The organism is Delftia sp. BGA-UO-ETr-SB1 (assembly GCF_059567865.1).
Genome location: NZ_JCAQOW010000004.1, coordinates 1,623,568 through 1,641,322, shown reverse-complemented (window position 1 = coordinate 1,641,322; position 17,755 = coordinate 1,623,568). Strand labels below are relative to the sequence as shown.

At 67.3% G+C, this 17,755-nt stretch carries 19 protein-coding genes; 9 read left to right on the top strand and 10 right to left on the bottom strand.

Annotated elements, in window-relative coordinates:
* Positions 1 to 18 precede the first annotated feature (18 nt).
* The 5 genes from AC57B5_RS08050 to AC57B5_RS08030 all read right to left on the bottom strand — a co-directional run bounded on the left by AC57B5_RS08050 (position 19) and on the right by AC57B5_RS08030 (position 5,090).
* Complete coding sequence (locus tag AC57B5_RS08050; RefSeq protein WP_013802165.1) at positions 19 to 1,041, bottom strand: GGDEF domain-containing protein; 1,023 nt, start codon at positions 1,039 to 1,041, stop codon at positions 19 to 21.
* 34 nt (positions 1,042 to 1,075) lie between these two features.
* Positions 1,076 to 1,855: a tRNA (guanosine(46)-N7)-methyltransferase TrmB gene (trmB, locus tag AC57B5_RS08045; protein ID WP_496399198.1), complete on the bottom strand. Its 780-nt coding sequence runs from the start codon at positions 1,853 to 1,855 to the stop codon at positions 1,076 to 1,078.
* Between the two features lie 40 nt (positions 1,856 to 1,895).
* The gene (gluQRS, locus tag AC57B5_RS08040; protein WP_043822980.1) at positions 1,896 to 2,834 is read right to left on the bottom strand and encodes a tRNA glutamyl-Q(34) synthetase GluQRS; all 939 of its coding nucleotides are present in this window, start codon (positions 2,832 to 2,834) and stop codon (positions 1,896 to 1,898) included.
* A 55-nt stretch (positions 2,835 to 2,889) separates the two neighbouring features.
* Positions 2,890 to 4,017 carry an NAD(P)/FAD-dependent oxidoreductase gene (locus AC57B5_RS08035; RefSeq protein ID WP_034394361.1) on the bottom strand — a complete coding sequence of 376 codons (1,128 nt, stop codon included), beginning with the start codon at positions 4,015 to 4,017 and terminating at the stop codon, positions 2,890 to 2,892.
* A 134-nt stretch (positions 4,018 to 4,151) separates the two neighbouring features.
* Positions 4,152 to 5,090: a LysR family transcriptional regulator gene (locus AC57B5_RS08030; RefSeq protein ID WP_013802168.1), complete on the bottom strand. Its 939-nt coding sequence runs from the start codon at positions 5,088 to 5,090 to the stop codon at positions 4,152 to 4,154.
* Between the two features lie 133 nt (positions 5,091 to 5,223).
* On the opposite strand from AC57B5_RS08030, the gene AC57B5_RS08025 reads away from it, so the two are divergent.
* The 3 genes from AC57B5_RS08025 to AC57B5_RS08015 all read left to right on the top strand — a co-directional run bounded on the left by AC57B5_RS08025 (position 5,224) and on the right by AC57B5_RS08015 (position 7,092).
* Complete coding sequence (locus tag AC57B5_RS08025) at positions 5,224 to 5,925, top strand: pirin family protein (RefSeq protein WP_496399197.1); 702 nt, start codon at positions 5,224 to 5,226, stop codon at positions 5,923 to 5,925.
* Between the two features lie 44 nt (positions 5,926 to 5,969).
* A complete protein-coding gene (locus AC57B5_RS08020) occupies positions 5,970 to 6,377 on the top strand; it encodes a DoxX family protein (RefSeq protein ID WP_013802170.1) in 408 nt (135 codons plus the stop codon).
* A 160-nt stretch (positions 6,378 to 6,537) separates the two neighbouring features.
* On the top strand, positions 6,538 to 7,092 hold the full coding sequence (locus AC57B5_RS08015; RefSeq protein ID WP_043822976.1) for a flavodoxin family protein: 555 nt from the start codon (positions 6,538 to 6,540) through the stop codon (positions 7,090 to 7,092).
* On the opposite strand, the gene AC57B5_RS08010 is transcribed toward AC57B5_RS08015, so the two are convergent.
* The 4 genes from AC57B5_RS08010 to AC57B5_RS07995 form a co-directional block, all read right to left on the bottom strand.
* Complete coding sequence (locus AC57B5_RS08010; RefSeq protein ID WP_496399196.1) at positions 7,089 to 7,880, bottom strand: sulfurtransferase; 792 nt, start codon at positions 7,878 to 7,880, stop codon at positions 7,089 to 7,091. The two genes, AC57B5_RS08015 and AC57B5_RS08010, sit on opposite strands and share 4 nt — an antisense overlap.
* A 65-nt stretch (positions 7,881 to 7,945) precedes the next feature.
* Positions 7,946 to 8,815, bottom strand: coding sequence for a MinD/ParA family protein (locus AC57B5_RS08005; protein WP_013802173.1), 870 nt, complete (start codon positions 8,813 to 8,815; stop codon positions 7,946 to 7,948).
* On the bottom strand, positions 8,802 to 9,665 hold the full coding sequence (locus AC57B5_RS08000; RefSeq protein ID WP_013802174.1) for a GGDEF domain-containing protein: 864 nt from the start codon (positions 9,663 to 9,665) through the stop codon (positions 8,802 to 8,804). The genes AC57B5_RS08005 and AC57B5_RS08000 overlap by 14 nt, the downstream gene beginning before the upstream one ends.
* Entirely contained in the window at positions 9,616 to 11,361 is a 1,746-nt protein-coding gene (locus AC57B5_RS07995; RefSeq protein WP_496399195.1) for a SulP family inorganic anion transporter, read from the bottom strand. The genes AC57B5_RS08000 and AC57B5_RS07995 overlap by 50 nt, the downstream gene beginning before the upstream one ends.
* A gap of 150 nt (positions 11,362 to 11,511) precedes the next feature.
* Between AC57B5_RS07995 and AC57B5_RS07990 the strand changes: the two genes are divergently transcribed.
* From AC57B5_RS07990 to AC57B5_RS07970, 5 genes are all read left to right on the top strand, one after another.
* On the top strand, positions 11,512 to 11,982 hold the full coding sequence (locus tag AC57B5_RS07990) for a BON domain-containing protein (protein ID WP_013802176.1): 471 nt from the start codon (positions 11,512 to 11,514) through the stop codon (positions 11,980 to 11,982).
* Between the two features lie 100 nt (positions 11,983 to 12,082).
* Positions 12,083 to 13,312, top strand: coding sequence for a PLP-dependent transferase (locus AC57B5_RS07985; protein ID WP_496399194.1), 1,230 nt, complete (start codon positions 12,083 to 12,085; stop codon positions 13,310 to 13,312).
* A 98-nt stretch (positions 13,313 to 13,410) separates the two neighbouring features.
* A complete protein-coding gene (locus AC57B5_RS07980; protein ID WP_496399193.1) occupies positions 13,411 to 15,162 on the top strand; it encodes an alkaline phosphatase D family protein in 1,752 nt (583 codons plus the stop codon).
* A gap of 112 nt (positions 15,163 to 15,274) precedes the next feature.
* Positions 15,275 to 16,084 carry a DUF2189 domain-containing protein gene (locus tag AC57B5_RS07975; protein WP_496399192.1) on the top strand — a complete coding sequence of 270 codons (810 nt, stop codon included), beginning with the start codon at positions 15,275 to 15,277 and terminating at the stop codon, positions 16,082 to 16,084.
* Positions 16,085 to 16,148: 64 nt separating this feature from the next.
* Positions 16,149 to 16,334, top strand: a complete 186-nt coding sequence (locus AC57B5_RS07970) for a hypothetical protein (RefSeq protein WP_016451670.1) — start codon at positions 16,149 to 16,151, stop codon at positions 16,332 to 16,334.
* 19 nt (positions 16,335 to 16,353) lie between these two features.
* Here AC57B5_RS07970 and AC57B5_RS07965 read toward each other — a convergent pair whose 3' ends face one another.
* Positions 16,354 to 17,019: an arylesterase gene (locus tag AC57B5_RS07965; protein WP_043782090.1), complete on the bottom strand. Its 666-nt coding sequence runs from the start codon at positions 17,017 to 17,019 to the stop codon at positions 16,354 to 16,356.
* 16 nt (positions 17,020 to 17,035) lie between these two features.
* Here AC57B5_RS07965 and AC57B5_RS07960 point away from each other — a divergent pair, with 16 nt between their 5' ends.
* Positions 17,036 to 17,746 carry an ABC transporter ATP-binding protein gene (locus tag AC57B5_RS07960; protein WP_013802182.1) on the top strand — a complete coding sequence of 237 codons (711 nt, stop codon included), beginning with the start codon at positions 17,036 to 17,038 and terminating at the stop codon, positions 17,744 to 17,746.
* Positions 17,747 to 17,755 lie beyond the last annotated feature (9 nt).

Genomic DNA, 17,755 nt, shown 5'->3' with positions numbered 1-17,755 from the left:
GCACGGCGCCGGGCCGGCTCAGAACAGTTCGATGTCGTTGCTGTTCACCTGGGGGGCCAGCAGCCCCTGGGTGATCAGATCACCGTAGTACCAGGTCTGGTTGCGGCCATGCTCCTTGGCGTGGTAGAGGGCCTGGTCGGCATGGCCCAGCACCTCCACGGGTGCGCCCGTGCCCATGGCGGCAAAGCCCGTGCTCACGGTGATGCGGCCGACCTGGGGGAACTCGTAGCTCTCCACGTCGTGGCGCAGGCGCTCCAGCGCCTTGCGGGCATTGACCAGGCTGACCGAGCGCAGCAGCACCACGAATTCCTCGCCGCCGAAGCGGAACACACGGTCCTTGGCGTCGAAGCAGCTGCGCAGGATGTTGGCGACCAGGATCAGCACCTCGTCGCCATACAGGTGGCCAAAGCGGTCGTTGATGCGCTTGAAATGGTCGATGTCGATGGCGGCCAGCCACTGGCCGGGAACGTCTTCCGTGGCCACGCCCGGCATGGCCATCGGCGCCTCCTGCAGCGACAGGCGCAGGAACTGCTCGTCGAAGGTCTTGCGGTTGAGCAGGCCGGTCAGCGCATCGCGTTCGCTGTAGTCCAGCAGGCTCTGGTAGTTGTGATAGACGCCGAAGATGCCCTGGATCACATCGAGCCGGCTGGGCGAGAAGGCCGTGGACTGCGTGATCTCCAGGCAGTGGTAGGCCGTCTCCTGGCGCCACAGCGGCAGCCACAGCACGTGCTGGCCATCGGGCTGCACGGCCGAGGCGATGAGGGCGCGCTGCTGCAGCGCCTGCTGCAGCGCGGGCATGGAGGCCAGCTCCACGCTTTGCGGGTCGTACAAGGCCTCGGCATCGGTGGACATGACCTGATCGCCCTGGCTCCAGGTGCGCGCACGCACGCAGTGCCTGCCGTCGGGCATGGCGAACAGCTCCAGCGCCCGGACCTGCACCACGCCATTGAGCTTGAACAGGGTGGACAGCACCGAGATTTCCAATCGCAGATGGTCCCTGTGGGCCGTCATCTCGACCAGATTCTGTAGCAATGGCTGCATGCGAGGCCTTGTATTGGAAGAGGGCGCGACCGGCTCAGCGGCGCTCAAACACCAGATCCCACACACCGTGGCCCAGGCGGATGCCACGGTTTTCGAACTTGGTCAGCGGCCGGTAGTCGGGCTTGGCGGCATAGCCTTCGGCCGTGTTGGCCAGCAGGGGTTCCGCGCCCAGCACTTCCAGCATCTGCACCGCATAGGGCTCCCAGTCGGTGGCGCAGTGGATGTAGCCACCGGGACGCAGCCGGCGTGCCAGCTTGGCCACCAGAGGCTCCTGGATCAGGCGGCGCTTGTTGTGCTTTTTCTTGTGCCAGGGATCGGGGAAGAAGATGTGTATGCCGTCCAGGCTGGCCTCGGGCAGCATGTTGTCGATGACTTCGACGGCGTCGTGCGGCAGGATGCGGATGTTGGAGATGTCCTGCTCGCCAATGCGCTTGAGCAGGGCGCCCACGCCGGGCTCGTGCACCTCGCAGCACAGGAAGTTGTCATCGGGGCGCACGCGCGCGATGTGGGCCGTGGCCTCGCCCATGCCGAAGCCGATCTCCAGGATCAGGGGGGCCTGGCGGCCATAGGTGGCCGAGGCGTCCAGCGGCGCGGCCTGGTAGCTCAGCACGAAGCGCGGACCCAGCTCCTCGAAGGCCTTGGCCTGGCCTGTCGTGGTGCGGCCGGCGCGGCGCACATAGCTCTTGATGGTCTTGGGATGGGCCACGCCCTCGGGCGGCTGGCCTGTACGGGCGGCCGCAGGTGTGGAGGGCGAAGAGGAATCGTGCGGCGCACCGGGGGCAGCGGACATGGTGTTCGGGGTATCGCCGTCCATGGACTGCTCGGCTTGGGGGGAAGAAATTGGGTTCACGGGCTCAATTGTATGTATGGCGCCAGCCCCTGACCCAGAACTGCAGCGCTTCGCCCAATGCGGCCTGGGGTGATGGCTGGGGCAGTCCCAGGTGGGCGGCTGCGGTACGCAGCGCGGCCACGGGGGCGCTCAGGTCCAGTGCGGGGGCGCCGTGCTGCTTGGAAAGCTTTTCGCCGTCGGGCATGAGTACCAGCGGCGTGTGCAGGTACTGCGGGTGACCTATGCCCAGGGCGCGCTGCAGCAGCATCTGGCGGGGCGTATTGTCGGCGAGGTCGGCGCCGCGCACCACATGGGTGATGCCCTGCAGGCCGTCATCGACGACCACGGCGAGCTGGTAGGCCCACAGGCCGTCGGCCCGGCGCAGGACAAAGTCGCCCACGCCGTGGATCACATCCTGCTGCTGGGCGCCCAAGCGGCGGTCCTGCCAGTGCAGCACGGGGTCGTGGCGGGTGAAGCTGTCCAGCGCAAAGCGCCAGGCCCGGGCGCTTTTGCCGTGCAGGCCGTCGCGGCAGGTGCCGGGGTAGGGCCGTTCCACATGGCGCTCATGGGCCCAGCCCAGGTTTTCCCAGGCTGCCTCGATGTCCTTGCGCGTGCAGCCGCAGGGATAGGCCAGGCCGCCGGCCTTGAGCCGCTCCAGTGCGCTTTCGTAGAAGGTGTGGCGGCGGGACTGCCAGACAGGCTCTTCATCCGGCAGCAGGCCGCAGGTGGCAAGCTGGTTCAGGATGGCGGTGTCGGCACCGGGCTGGCAGCGCGGAGGGTCTATGTCCTCGATGCGCACGAGCCAGCGGCCGCCATGGGCGCGTGCATCCAGCCAGCTGGCCAGCGCCGCCACCAGGGAGCCTGCATGCAGCAGGCCCGTGGGTGAGGGCGCAAAGCGGCCGACATACGGGGATGGGGCGGGTGCGGAGCCGGTTTCGGCGGATTCAGGGGCGGCGGGAATCATCGGGGCCGGATGTTAAGGCCTTGCGCCGCCCCCTGCCAGGACCTGGTGGCCTGGTTCAGTCCGCAACCAACGCCAGGGCCATTTCCAGTCCCGAGACAAAGGCATCCTCCACGCGGCGGCCAATGCACCAGTCGCCGCACAGGCCAAGGCCCGCATCCTTGTTGCGCAAATGGCTGCGGCCCAGCGGCGACAGGGTCTGCGCATGGGGCCAGAGGTAGACGCTGGCATGGCGGGGAGGGATGCGGATGCGCGTGATCTCGCCAAAGGCCTTCTGCATCTTGGCCAGCACGCGCGGGGCGTCGTCGGCGCGGTGCTCCTGCGACCATTGGGGGCTGGCCAGCACGGTCCAGCGTTCGCTTTGGGAGCGGCCCGGCTTGGAGGATTCTCGTGCCACCCAGACCGCGCGCTCATGCGTGGTGCGGGCCGCATTCCACTGCGGCCCCAGGGTGGACAGGCCGGCCTCGGTGGCCATGGGGTAGGACAGCGTCAGCGCCCAGCAGGGCGCCATTTCCACGGCCGCCATGCCCTGCACCAGCGACAGGGCCAGGGGCGTGGTCTGCAGCAGCTGGCGCGCCTGTGGAGCGGGCAGGGCGAGTATTACTTCATCGAAGCCTGCGCGGATCTGCGTGGTCGGCTCGGTCGTCTCCACATGCAGGCTCCAGCCGCGCGAGCCGGGCTGGCGTTCGAGCTTGGTCACGCGCTGGCCCAGGTGCAGGCGGTCGGCATCCCACAGCGGCGCGGCCCAGGCCAGCGGCAGGGCCTGCATGTCGGGCGTGGCCACCCAATGGGCTTCGGTGGGTGCGGGGGCAGCGCTGGACTGGCGGCCCTGCGCATCCAGCACGCGCAGCGTGCTCACGCTCCAGGGGCGGCACAGGCCGGGCACGGTCTGCAGGGCCAGCTCGAAGCGCTTGTCGCGCACGGTGAAATACTGCGCGCCGATGTCGAAGGCGCCATGCGCGGCGTTGACAGAGCGCATGCGCCCGCCCACCTGGGGCAGCCGCTCGTAGACATGGACATCGTGGCCGGCCTGCATCAGCGTGCGTGCGCAGGCCAGGCCCGCCATGCCGGCGCCAATCACGGCAATGCGGCGTGCGCCGGCCTTGGGGCGCGCCTTGGAGGCTTCGGGGGGCTTGGTGGCCTTTTTCTTGACCGTGGACTTGGAGGCAGCGCGGGAAGCGTTCATGGAGCAGACCTTTGCGGGCAGTGGCAGATTCCGGGAAGCATGTCCTTTCCGGCCTGCTCCACCGCAGCGGCGTGGCAGGCCGGGACCTGTAACCACTCTACACCCGCGAAGACCGCCCGGCGGCGTGCGCCAGCTCAATGTCGGTGATGATTTTCCATGAGAGCGCGGCGCGTGGCGGGGCTCTCCAACTGCTGCAGCCACCACTGCAGCGCGCGCGGCGGAACCTGCTGCGGCGCGCCGGACCATGCGTAGTGCACGCGCACATTGCGCGAGGGCCGGGCGACCTGGCGCGTCACCAGCAGGCCGGCCTGCACATACACATCGGCCATGAAATGGGGCAGGAAGCCGCAGCCTATCCCGCGCACCTGGGCCTCGATCTTGGCCTGCATGGAGTCCACGGTGAAGATGTCCTGGCCGCTGAGCAGGCCCATGCTGGCGCTGTCGCGCAGGCCTGAATCGGCCACGGCGATGATGCGGTGCTGCAGCAAGGTGGCGTCGGTGATGGGCTCGGGCGCCGTGGCCAGCGGATGGTGGGGCGCCACGGCAAAGACAAAGTCCAGCTCGCCCAGCTCGCAGGCCTGCAGGCCTGCCACGTTGCTGGAGTTGACCGCCACCCCGATGGCCAGGTCGGCGCGGCCCGAGGTCAGCGTCTCCAGCGTGCCGGTGAGGATGCCGTCGCGCAGCTTCAGCCGCGTGGGTGGCTGCATGGCGTAGAAGGCCTCGACCAGCTCCAGCATCGGCGTGCGCGCCACGGCACCATCGACCACGATGGTCAGGTGCGGCTCCCAGCCCGTGGCCACGCGGCGTACGCGATGCGCCACGGTGTCGATCTCATGCAGCAGGCGCACCCCCTCGCGCAGCAGTTCCCGGCCGGCCTCAGTGGGCTGGGCGTGGCGCGAGCGGCGGTCGAACAGCAGCACGTCCAGCGCATCTTCGATCTGGCGCACACGGTAGGTCAGGGCACTGGGCACCAGGCCCAGCTGGCGTGCAGCGGCGGCAAAGCTGCCGGCCTCGGCAATGGCCTGGAGCATGGCCAGGCTGTCGGGGGTGAGCACGTCACGGGGGCTGGGCATGGGGCGTTATGGCTTCAAAAGCTTTGAATGATGCCATCAATCCTGCTGCGCCTTGCCTGCGGCAGCGGCTTCTACAGTGGAGCCATCGACGCAAGAGTTTCGAAGATCTGACACGTTGGAAAGGGACAAAAACATGATCGCCCTGCGCAAATCCCGGGAACGCGGCCATGCCGACCATGGCTGGCTGCGCTCGCACCACAGCTTCTCGTTTGCGGGCTACCACGATCCGCGCCACATGGGCTTTGGCAACCTGCGCGTGATCAACGAGGACCACATCGCCCCGGGCACGGGCTTCGGCTCCCATGGCCACAAGGACATGGAGATCATCAGCTACGTGCTCGAAGGCCGGCTCTCGCACAAGGACAGCATGGGCAACGAGCAGACCATCTCGCCCGGCGAGGTGCAGCGCATGAGCGCCGGCTCGGGCGTGGTGCACAGCGAGCACAACCACGCACCGGGCCAGACCACGCATTTCCTGCAGATCTGGCTGCTGCCCAGCGAGACGGGCATTGCGCCCGGCTATGCGCAAAAAGCCTTTGCCGACGAGGAAAAGCGCGGCCGGCTGCGCCTGGTGGCCTCGCCCGATGGCGCGGATGGCTCGGTCAGCGTCCATGCCGATGCCCGCCTCTATGCAGGCCTGTTCGACGGCGATGAGCAGGCCGAACTGGAACTGCCCGCCGGCCGCAAGACCTATGTGCACCTGGTGCGCGGCACGCTGAGCGTCAATGGGCAACGGCTGACAACGGGCGATGCGGCCCTTGTGGAGAATGAACCGCGACTGCGCCTGCACGACGGGGAACAGTCCGAGGTCCTGGTCTTCGATCTGCAAGCCTGAGAGCGTGCGCAGCACGCTCTGAAGATTCACGAGGAGTACCCATCATGTTGAACCGTCTGAGCAACCCGCTGGCGCTGGCCGGCCGCATCCTGATCGCGCTGATGTTCGTGCCTGCGGGCTTTCAGAAAATCGGAGGCTTCGCCGGGACCGTGGGCTATGCCGCATCGGTAGGCATGCCCATGCCGCAGATCGGCGTGGCGATTGCCCTGGTGGTGGAGATCGTCGGCGGCCTGGCCTTGCTGCTGGGCTGGTGCACGCGCTGGGCGGCCCTGGTGCTGGCGTTCTTCACGCTGGTGGCCAGCTTCTTCTTTCACGCCTACTGGAGCGTGCCGGCCGACGCGGCCATGATGCAGCAGCTGCTGTTCTGGAAGAACATCGCCGTGACTGGCGGCCTGCTGGGCTTTGCCGCCCACGGTGCCGGTGGCTGGAGCGTGGATGCGCGCCGCCATTGAGTGGGTCGGGCAGCGTTGGCCATGCCCTGATTTTTGTTAGGCTACTGTCTTGAGTGGGCCCCGCAGCAGCGCTGCGGGGCCCTTTGGCGTGGATGGATTGATGAATGCGGCGCTGGCTGGCCTGTGGCTGCGCAGGGCGTTCGAGGATTGGATTTCTTGTATGGCAGATATCGTGGTGGTCTACCACTCGGGTTACGGACACACCCAGCGCATGGCCCAGGCCGTGGCCGACGGCGCAGGCGCGCGCATGCTGTCGATCGACAGCGACGGCCAGCTGCCTGCGGGTGGCTGGGAGTTGCTGGCGGCGGCAGACGCCATCATCTTTGGATCGCCCACCTACATGGGCGGGCCGAGCTGGCAGTTCAAGCGCTTTGCCGATGCCTCTTCCAAGCCGTGGTTCGTGCAGGCCTGGAAGGACAAGCTGTTCGCCGGCTTCACCAACAGTGCCAGTGTCAACGGCAACAAGCAGACCACGCTGGACTATCTGTTCCAGCTGGCCATGCAGCATGGCGGCCTGTGGGTGGGCAGCGGCATGCTGCCGTCCAACGCGCGCGCCGCGCAGCGCAATGACCTCAACTGGATAGGCGCCTTCAGCGGCGCCATGGCGCAATCGGCCTCGGATGCCTCGGCCGCCGAGATGCTGCCGGGCGACCTGGAGACGGCGCGCGTGTTCGGCGAGCGCGTGGCGCAGCAGGCGCTGCGGCTGAAGGCTTAAGCCTTGCCTGGCGGGCTTGTCGGCTGTATCGGCTCCAGCGGCTCTGCCGGAGCCAAGGGCGTGATGGCCAAGTCTGCACCCACGGCCCGGCGCTCGTCAAAGACGAAGCAGCCGCCGTTATAGAAGGCGCCGTCGGTTTCCTCGAAGTACTTGAGGATGCCGCCTTCCAGCTGGTAGACATGCTCCAGGCCTTCGTCCCGCATCAGGATGGCGGCCTTCTCGCAGCGTATGCCGCCCGTGCAGTAGCTGACCACGGTCTTGTCGGCCAGCTCGGCCTTGTGGGCGCGCAGCGCGGGCGGGAACTCGGTGAACTTGGTGATGCGCCAGTCGATGGTGTCCTTGAAGGCGCCGGCATCGACCTCGAAGTCGTTGCGCGTGTCCAGCGTCACCACCTCGCGGCCCTCGTCATCGTGGCCCTGTTCCAGCCAGCGGCGCAGCGTGGCGGGGCTGACCGATGGCGCGCGGCCCTCTGCCGGGCGGATGGTGGGGTGGTCCATGCGGATGATCTCGCGCTTGACCTTGACCAGCATCTTGCGAAATGGCACGGTGTCGGACCAGCTTTCCTTGGGGGCCAGGTCGGCAAAGCGCTCATCGGTGCGCAGCTGGTCAACGAAGCTGTGCACCGCCTGGGCGGGGCCGGCCAGGAAGAAGTTGATGCCTTCCTCGGCCAGGAGGATGGTGCCCTTCAGCGCCAGGGCCTGGGCGCGTTCGGCCAGGGTGTCGCGCAGCGCCGCTGCATCGGGCAGCGGCGTGAACTTGTAGCAGGAAATATTGAGAATGTCGGACACGGGCAGGCAGGCGGGTGCGGCACAGGCCGCGGGTTGGATCGGGGTGCCGGCGAGAGGCGACCCGATCAGCCGCCCGACACCAGCAGGGCCTTGATTTTATTGGCCAGCTGGGCCACTGCCAGCGAAGCCGGTGCGCCGGGCATGGATTGCAGCAGCAACTGGCGGCGCATCACCGCCTCGCGCACGGCCGGGTCGGATGGAATATCGCCCAGGTGCGTGAGCCGCAATGGCTCGCCGGAGGCCGTGTTGACAAAGCGGTTGAGCACCTGCTGCAGCTGGCCCGTGATGGCGCGGCCATCTCCGGGGCGTGCCGCCTGGTTGATGGCCAGGCGGATCTGCTGGCGCTTTTGCTGGATGGCCAGCACCTTGATGGCCGCATAGGCATCGGTCAGCGAGGTGGGCTCGGGCGTGGCGATGACCAGCACCTCGGTGGCCATGGACACGGAGAACAGCACCACGTCCGAGATGCCTGCGCCGGTGTCCAGCAGCACGATGTCGTAGCGCGGGGCCAGTGTCTCGATGGTGTGCGTGAACTGCTGGCGGATCTCGGGCGTGAGCCGCGAGTACTCGATCATCCCGGAGCCGGCCAGCAGCACCGAGTAGCCGCCGGGCGCGGGCAGGATGGCTTCCTCCAGCGAGGAACGGCCGGTGAATACATCGTGCAGCGTGACCTTGGGGTAGAGGTTGAGCACCACATCCAGGTTGGCCAGACCCAGGTCGGCGTCAAGCACCAGGACCTTGAGGCCATGGCGTGTCAGCGCTGCGGCCAGATTGGCCGAAACGAAGGTCTTGCCCACGCCGCCCTTGCCGCTGGTCACGGCGATGATGTGTCCGCGCGGCTTGGCGCGCACGGCATCGCTCATCGGAACGGCAGCGGGCAGGGAGGGGTGGGGAATGGCGTTGTCGCTTACCACCTGGCTATCAGCGGAGTCCATCTTCGGGGTCCACATCGGTTGCAATATCTGGATTCAGCCCATTGTCAAACGGGGACGGGGCATACAAAGGTCCGAAAAGCAGGCTTTTTTCCTCCGCGCTTACCGTACTGTCAGGTTGTTCTTCAATGTGCACGCGGTTGCGGCCGGCGGATTTGGCCAGGTACAACTGTTTGTCGGCACGCTCGGTCCACAAGGTTGTGGTGCTGCGTATCCACTGCAGCGCATAGGCGCCGCCGATGCTGATGGTGATCTGCAGTGTCAGCGTGGGTGAGATGACGACCGGCATGCGCTCGATGGCGCTGCGTATGCGTTCGGCCACGGAGACACCGAAGGTCGCAGGGCAGGCGGGCAGCACGATGGCGAATTCCTCTCCTCCGTAGCGGGCCAGCGTGTCCATGGGGCGCACGCAATTGGTCAGGGTACGGGCCACCGACTGCAGAACCCGGTCGCCCACGATATGGCCGTGCTGGTCGTTGATCTGCTTGAAATGGTCGATGTCCAGCATCAGCATCAGGGCCGCTTCGCCAGACCGCGCCACGCGGTCGATCTCGCGCTCGGCAATGGTGCGGAAATGGCGGCGGTTGGCCAGCCCCGTAAGCGGGTCGCGCAGCGACAGCGAGCACAGTTCATCGATCAGCGCCTGCAGATATCGCGTCGGCGAATCCGTGGGCAGATGGACCGCCCCACCAGCGTGGGTAACCAGCGCGTGGGCTGTGGCCAGGCGCAGGTCGCGCAGGTATACGGATTGGTGGGATGCGGGGGCAGTCACGGAGGGCTGAATGAAAAGCCAGTGAAGTGTATCAGTGTGTAGGCTCGATTGTCGCCGCGCCGGCATCGACTTTTGCACCATCGGTGGTAACAGATGTTGATCCTGGTGCAGGCACGAACGGCGGCAGGGCAAGGGCGGCGAGGAATTCCGCATCGGTGCGGTACAGCCTCAGGTGCGGTCCGCGGTGCAGGGCGCCCGCCCGCCGCAGCACCTGTTCGGCCGGCAGCTTCAGGCCCACCACATGCAGCACGCCGCTGCGCTTGGCCGCCAGCAGTTGCAGGCGCACGAAGGTCTCCACGCCCGTCACATCGATGCGGTTGATTGGCTGGGCCAGCAGGCACAGATGGTGTGTCTCCGGGCGCAGCGCCCATTCGTCACCGATACGACGCTCCAGGGCCGAGGCCGAGCCGAAGTCCAGCTCGGCATCCATGCGCAGGGCCAGCAGGCCCGGCGCCAGCGGCGGCAGTTGCCAGAGGTTGCGGTCGCGCAGGCTGCCGTCGGGATGCTGGCCCACTTCGATGATGCGCGGATGCAAGCGCTGGTAGAGGAAGTAGCCCAAGCTCAGCACAATGCCCGCGAACACGCCCCAGTACATGCGCGGCGCCGTGACGATGGTCAGCAGCAGCGTGGCCAGCGCAATGCTGCCCTCCACGCGCGACACCTTGAACAACTGCAGCAGCACGCGCGGCTTGACCAGGTTGACCACGGCCGTGATCACGATGGCCGCCAGTGCCGCCTTGGGCACGTGGTACAGCGCCGGGATGAACCACAGCACCACGATGACCACCAGCAGGATGGAGAACACGTTGGACCAGCCCGTCTTGGCGCCGGCCAGCAGGTTCACGGCCGAGCGCGAGAACGAGGCGCTGGTGGCAAAGCTGCCGAACAGGCCCGCACTGATCTTGGACAGCCCCTGGGCGACCAGGTCCTGGTTCTCGTTCCAGCGCGTGCCGGCCTGCTGGTGCTCCACCTGGGCGCTGGAGGCCGTCTCCAGAAAGCTCACCAGCGAGATCACCAGCACCGGCATCACCAGGGCGCCGAACTCGTCCCAGCTCAGCAATCCCGGCAATTGGAAGCTGGGCAGGCCTGCCGGCAGGTGGCCGACCACGGCGCCACCGTCATCGGCAAAGTCCGTGGCCCAGCTGATCACGCCGGTCAGCGCAATGATGAAGATGGCCGAGGGAAAGGCCGCGCGCCAGCGCTTGGCCAGCACCAGCAGCGCAATGCTGGCAATGCCGTAGAGGATGGACTGCCAGTCGAAAAGCTGCAGTGAAGGCGTGTTCCAGACCGCGCTCCAGGTCGAACGCAGTCCCAGCAGGGTGGGCAACTGCGAGGCCAGGATCAGCAGCGCTGCCGCCTGTGTGAAACCCGTGAGCACGGGCGAGGTCACCAGGTTGAGCAGCCAGCCGGCGCGCATCAGGCCCAGCGACCACTGCACCAGGCCCGAAAGAATCGCCATCCAGGCGGCCAGGGCCACCCAGTGCGCGGAGCCGGGTTCGGCCAGGCCCGTGAGGGAGGCGCCGATCAGCAGTGCACTCAAGGCCGTGGGCCCCACACCCAGGCGCGGCGAGCCGCTGAACATCACGGCCACCAGGGCAGGGACGATGGATGCGTAAATGCCGGTGATCAGCGGCATGCCGGCAAGCGCCGCATAGGCCACGCCCTGGGGCAGAAGCATCAGACCAACGGTGAGACCTGCCCAGAACTCCCCGCGCAGCACGGCTGCCGAGGGTTTGGGCCATGCCAGGAAGGGAAACCAGCGCGCCAGGGAATGCATGGCCGCTATTGTCATGCTAACTGGATGGTGCCGGGATGTTCGGGCTTGTCCTACAGGCGCTTGCGTCGGCGTCGTATGGGTTTGTCCCAGGGCCATAAATAAAGTCGAGGCCTGTGTTGACCGCCTCACAACTATTCAAGGAGTAACCGCATGACTTTCATCACCCAACGCTGCTGCCACATCCTCGCCGTGTCCGCCCTGGCCTTCGGCCTCGCCGCATGCGGCAAGACCGAAGACACTGCCGGCCAGAAGCTCGACTCCGCCGTCCAGCAGTCCCAGCAGGCCGCGCAAAGCGCAGGCCAGAAGATCGACAACGCCATGAGCAGCGCCGGCACCAAGATCGAGGAAGGCGCGATGAAGGCCGAGACGGCCACCAACAACGCCATGAGCCAGGCGGGCGCCGCGCTCGACGATGCTGGCATCACCGCCCAGATCAAGGCCGACCTGATCAAGGAACCCGATATCTCCGCCCTCAAGATCGACGTGGACACCAAGGCCGGCGCCGTCACGCTGACCGGCTCGGTGCCCAGCGATGCGCTCAAGATGCGTGCCGGCGACATTGCCAAGGCCGTCAAGGGCGTGAACAACGTCAGCAACATGCTGGAGATCAAGGCCAGCTGATCGCAGCCACCGGCTTTGCTCCCCCAATGAAAACCAGGCGCTTCGTCCGCCTGGTTTTTTTATGCCTGAACGCCGTGGCCCAGCGCATAAGATGCGCTGCATGAGCACACCCGACCTGCAGATCAGCACCCATCTCATCCACCATCCCTACCAGCCGCCCGAAGGCTTTGTCGCACCGCAGCCGCCGGTGCACAAGGCCTCGACGGTGATCTTCGAGAACGTGGCGGCCATGCGCCGCCGCCAGTGGCTGGACAAGAGCAGCTACACCTACGGCCTGCACGGCACGCCCACCACCTTCTTGCTGGAAGAGCGCCTGAGCGCGCTGGAAGGCGGCCTGCAATGCCTGCTGGTGCCCAGCGGCCTGGCGGCCATCGCCACCACCTCCCTGGCCCTGCTGCGCACCGGCGACGAGATGCTGCTGCCCGACAACGCCTACGGTCCCAACAAGACCCTGAGCGAGGGCGAGCTGGCCCATTTCGGCGTGCGCCACCAGTGCTACGACGCCATGGATGTTGCCGACCTCGAAGCCAAAATCACGCCCAAGACGCGTTTGGTCTGGCTGGAGGCGCCGGGCTCGGTGACCATGGAGTTCCCCGACCTCATCGCCATGGTGCGCCTGTGCCGCGCGCGCGGCATCACCACCGTGCTGGACAACACCTGGGGCGCGGGCCTGGCCTTCAATCCCTTCGACCTGCTGGGCGACGGCTCGCACAGCCTGGGCGTGGACGCCACCGTCCATGCGCTCACCAAGTACCCCAGCGGCGGCGGCGATGTGCTCATGGGCAGCATCATCACGCGCGACCAGGCGCTGCACATGCGCATCAAGCTGGCCCATATGCGCCTTGGCCTGGGCGTGGGCGGCAACGACACCGAGGCCGTGCTGCGCTCGCTGCCCAGCATTGCGCTGCGCTACCACGCACAGGACCGTGCCGCGCGCGAGCTGGCGCGCTGGCTGCAGCAGCAGCCGGCCGTGGTCCAGGTGCTGCATCCCGCGCTCGAGGGCGCTCCGGGCCACGAGAACTGGAAGGCCCTGTGCGGAGCCGGCGGCGGCGGCGAGGGCGTGGCGGCCGGCCTGTTCAGCGTGGTCATCGACCCGCGCCACGGCCAGCCGGCCGTGGACCGCTTCTGCGACAGCCTGCGCCTGTTCAAGATCGGCTACAGCTGGGGCGGTCCCATCAGCCTGGTCGTGCCCTATGAGCTGCCGTCCATGCGCAGCTGCCCCACGCCCCAGCTGCGCAGCGGCACCGTGGTGCGCTTTGCCATCGGCCTGGAGGCCGTGCAGGACCTGCGTGCCGACCTGGAGCAGGCCCTGGCCGCTGCGTTCGCATAGTTGAGCGCCAGGCGCCGGTGACATGTGCCTGTCACCGGCAGCACCGATGCTCGTTGGCTTCATACCATCCCACGGGGGCCTCCAGGCCCTGGTCCAGCATGAAGCACAAAGAGAGCATCACCAATATCCTGCAGCACGCGAAGACCGCGTCCAATGGGTCCGGCATCGTGGCCAGCCGCCGCCATTTCGTGCGCGGCATGGGCGCATCGGCCCTGGCGCTGCCACTGGCCGGCTGCGGCGGCTCCGATGGCGACAGCAGCATTCCCGTCGAGTTCCGCCACGGCGTGGCCAGCGGCGACCCGTTGAGCGACCGCGTCATCCTCTGGACCCGCGTGACGCCGCCCCAGGGCCATTCCAGCGACATCGAGGTGGAGTGGGAGCTGGCCTCGGACGCCGACTTCAAGACCATCGTGGTGTCGGGCAAGGCCATGGCGCGCGCCACCCAGGACTTCACCTTCAAGGCCGACGCCACGGGCCTCAAGCCCGCCACGCGCTACCACTACCGCTTTCGCTGCCAGGGCATGACCAGCGCCACGGGCCGTACGCGCACCCTGCCCGTGGGCGCGGTGCAGCAGGTCAAGCTGGCCGTGTTCTCCTGCGCCAACTACCCGGCGGGCTACTTCAACGTCTACGCGCATGCCGCGCGCCAGGGCGACCTGGATGCCACCGTGCACCTGGGCGACTACATCTATGAATACGCACGCGGAGGCTATGCCAATGGCAAGGCCGAAGCCATGCAGCGCCAGAGCCTGCCGGCCAACGAAATCGTCAGCCTGGCCGACTACCGCCAGCGCCATGCCCAGTACAAGAGCGATGCCGACCTGCAGGCCCTGCATGCGGCGGCTCCCATGATTGCCGTCTGGGACGATCACGAAATCTCCAACGACACCTGGATGCACGGCGCCGAAAACCACCAGCCGGCCACCGAGGGCGATTTCGAACTGCGCAAGGTGGCAGCGCTCAAGGCCTATCACGAGTGGATGCCCACGCGCAACGCGCAGCCCGAGATCATCTACCGCAGCTTCGCCTTCGGCGACCTGCTGGCGCTGCATATGCTGGACACGCGCGTCATCGGCCGCGACGAACAGCTGGACTACGCCGACTACTTCACCGCCCAGGGCCTGGACGCGGCACGCTTCACCTCCGACATGGCCAATCCTGCGCGCCAGCTCATGGGCGCCACCCAGACCCAGTGGCTGGGCCAGCAGCTGGCAGCCTCGCAGGCCACCTGGCAGGTGCTGGGCCAGCAGGTGCTGATGGGGCGCATGGAGCTGCCGGCGCCCTTGCTGATGGACATCCTCAGCCCCGGCAGCGGTGTCTCGCTGCCGGCCTACGCGGCGCTGCTGGCCAAGGCGCAGGCGAACCCGGCCAGCCTGACGGCGGCGGAAAAGGCCATCCTGGCCCAGCCCAGCATTCCCTACAACCTCGATGCCTGGGACGGCTATGCCGTGGCACGCGAGACCGTGCTGGCCACGGCGCGCAGCCTGGGCAAGAACCTGGTCGTGCTGGCGGGCGACACCCACAATGCCTGGGCCAGCGAACTGCGTGACCGCAGCGGGCAGGCCGTGGGCGTGGAGTTCGCGACCTCGTCCGTCAGCTCGCCGGGTTTCGAGGAATACCTGTCGGGCCAGGACCCGGCCCAGCTGCGTGGCGCGCTGCTGCAATTCATCTCCACGCTCAAGTACTGCGATACCTCGCGCCGTGGCTACATGATCGTCACGGCCACGCCGCAGGCCTGCCAGGCCGAGTGGATCTACGTGGACACCGTGTTCAGCCGCCAATACCAGGCTGTGCGCGATGCGGCCTGGAAGGTGCTGCCCGGCCAGCCGGGCAAGCTGGTCCAGGCCTGAGTGCAGACTCGGGTACAGACCTGGGGGTCTGGGCGGGCCTCGGTAGTTTCCGCCATGGCAGCAGTGCCATGGCTGCGATAACTTTGGACTCGCTGATCCAGGAGGTCCAGGCATGCAGGCACCCCCCGCTCCCGAGAAAGCTTCCGACAACCCGGCCGGCATGCTGCAGGTGCAACTGCTGCGCATGGCCGATCCCTGGCGCTGGCTGGCCCTGGGCTGGCGCGATCTGCGGCGTGCGCCCGGCGTGGCGCTGTTCTACGGCCTGTGCTTCTGGGCCATGGCCCTGCTGATCGGCTGGGTGTTCCGCGCCAGCCCGGAATACAGCATGGCCATGGCCAGCGGCTGCCTGCTCATCGGCCCCTTCCTGGCCATGGGCCTGTACGACACCAGCCGCCGGCTGGAGCGGGGCTTGCCGCCCCAACTGAGCAGCTCGCTGACCTGCTGGGACACGCAGATGGGCAGCATGGGCATGCTGGTCATGGTGCTGCTGGTTCTGGAGATGCTCTGGGCGCGCGCCTCCATGGTGGTCTTTGCTGTGTTCTTCGATACCGGCATGCCCACCACGGCCGGCATGCTGCAGGCCGTGGCCCGGCCCGAGAACTGGGAATTCCTGGCCATTTACCTGCTGGTCGGCGGCGCCTTCGCGGCCCTGGTATTCGCCAGCATGGTGGTGGCGCTGCCGGCCATGCTGGACCGGGGCAGCGATGCGCTCACGGCCTGCATCACCAGCATGCGCGTGGTCGGCCTCAACCTGGCCGTCATGCTGCAATGGGCCGCGATCATCACCGTGCTGGTGGCTGCTGCGCTGTGGTGGCACGGCACGGGCCTGCTGCTGGTGGGGCCTTTGCTGGGCTGTGCCAGTTGGCATGCATACCGTTGCAGCGTGGGCGATTCCGCCGTGCCTGCGTCCACCATATCCTGAGGTTTTCCTGGCATGCCCCGTCTTGCGGCTACAGTGGGGCTTGCAACAACAGAGGAGTCCACCTGTGGCGACACCCAATTACGCCTATGAAAAACGCCAGCGCGAACTGGCCAAGAAGCAGAAGAAGCTAGAGAAGGAGAAGGCCAAGGCCGAAAAAAGACCCGACGACCATGAGGGCGGCGGCTCAGAAGGTAACGCGCAGGCATCTCCTGCAGCAGCCCGTCCCGGCGAGGAAGGCCGCGGCAGCTGACACCCTGCCTGCCCTGAGCTCAGGGCAGCAGCTTGCTGAGCTGGGGCCAGACGTTGTCCAGCATGCGCGGCTGGGCCTTGGCCGTGGGGTGGATGCGGTCGGCCTGGAACCACTGGGCCGAATCGGCCGCATCACCGATGCCGGCCAGCAGGAAGGGCACCAGCGGCACCTTCTGCTCCTGCGCCACCTTGGCAAACAACTGCTCGAACTGGCGCGTATAGCCGCTGCCATAGTTGGGCGGCACCTGCATGCCCACCAGCAGTACCTTGGCTCCGGCATCCCGGGCCGCGCGCACCATGGCGTCCAGATTGCCCTGCGTGCTTTGCAGCGGCAGACCCCGCAGCGCATCGTTGCCACCCAATTCGATCACCACCACCGATGGCTTGTGCTGCTTGAGCAAGGCAGGCAGGCGAGAGCGGCCGCCCGAGGTGGTCTCTCCACTCACGCTGGCGTTGACCAGCGGCACATTCTTTGGGCTCTCCTGCAGGCGCTTTTGCAGCAGTGCCACCCAGCCCGTGCCACGGGCCAGTCCGTATTCGGCACTCAGCGAGTCGCCCAGCACCAGCAGCGGGCCCGTCTCGGCTGCCCACGCGGACGTGGCCGTCCAAGTACCCAGCAGGCCGAAGGCCAAGCCGGCCGATATAAAGTGGCGGCGTCGGCGCATTGCGCGCAGCTTGTCTTGCATCGTCTTCCCATCCTCCATGTCACAAAGCACTGCCCAGCCCCTGATCGAAGTCGAGCATGTCTTCAAGTCGGTCAGCGATTCGACCGGAACACTGGATATTCTGCGGGATATCGATCTGCGTTTTGCCGCAAGGGAAACCGTGGCCATCGTCGGTGCCTCGGGCTCGGGCAAAAGCACGCTGCTGTCCATTCTTGCCGGCCTGGATACGCCCACGCGCGGCACGGTGCGGCTGCAGGGCCAGGACATGTTCGCGCTGGATGAGGATGCACGCGCCGCCGTGCGCGCGCAAAAGCTGGGCTTTGTGTTCCAGAGCTTCCAGCTGCTGGGCAATCTGACGGCGCTGGAGAACGTGATGCTGCCGCTGGAGCTGGCGGGCAGCCGCGAGGCCCGCCGCCGCGCCACCGAGATGCTGGAGCGCGTTGGCCTGGGGCAGCGCCTGGGCCACTATCCCAAGCTGCTGTCGGGCGGCGAGCAGCAGCGCGTGGCGCTGGCCCGCGCCTTCGTGGTCGAGCCCGCCGTGCTGCTGGCCGACGAGCCCACGGGCAGCCTGGACTTTGCGACCGGCGAAACCATCATGGAGCTGATGTTCGCGCTCAACCGCGAGCGCGGCACGACGCTGGTCATGGTCACCCATGACCGAGCCATCGCCGCGCGCTGCGAGCGCCGCGTGACCATCGAGGCCGGCCGCGTCGCCAGCATCGAAGAGGGGCAGGCGCTGGCGGCCTGATCGGGGCGC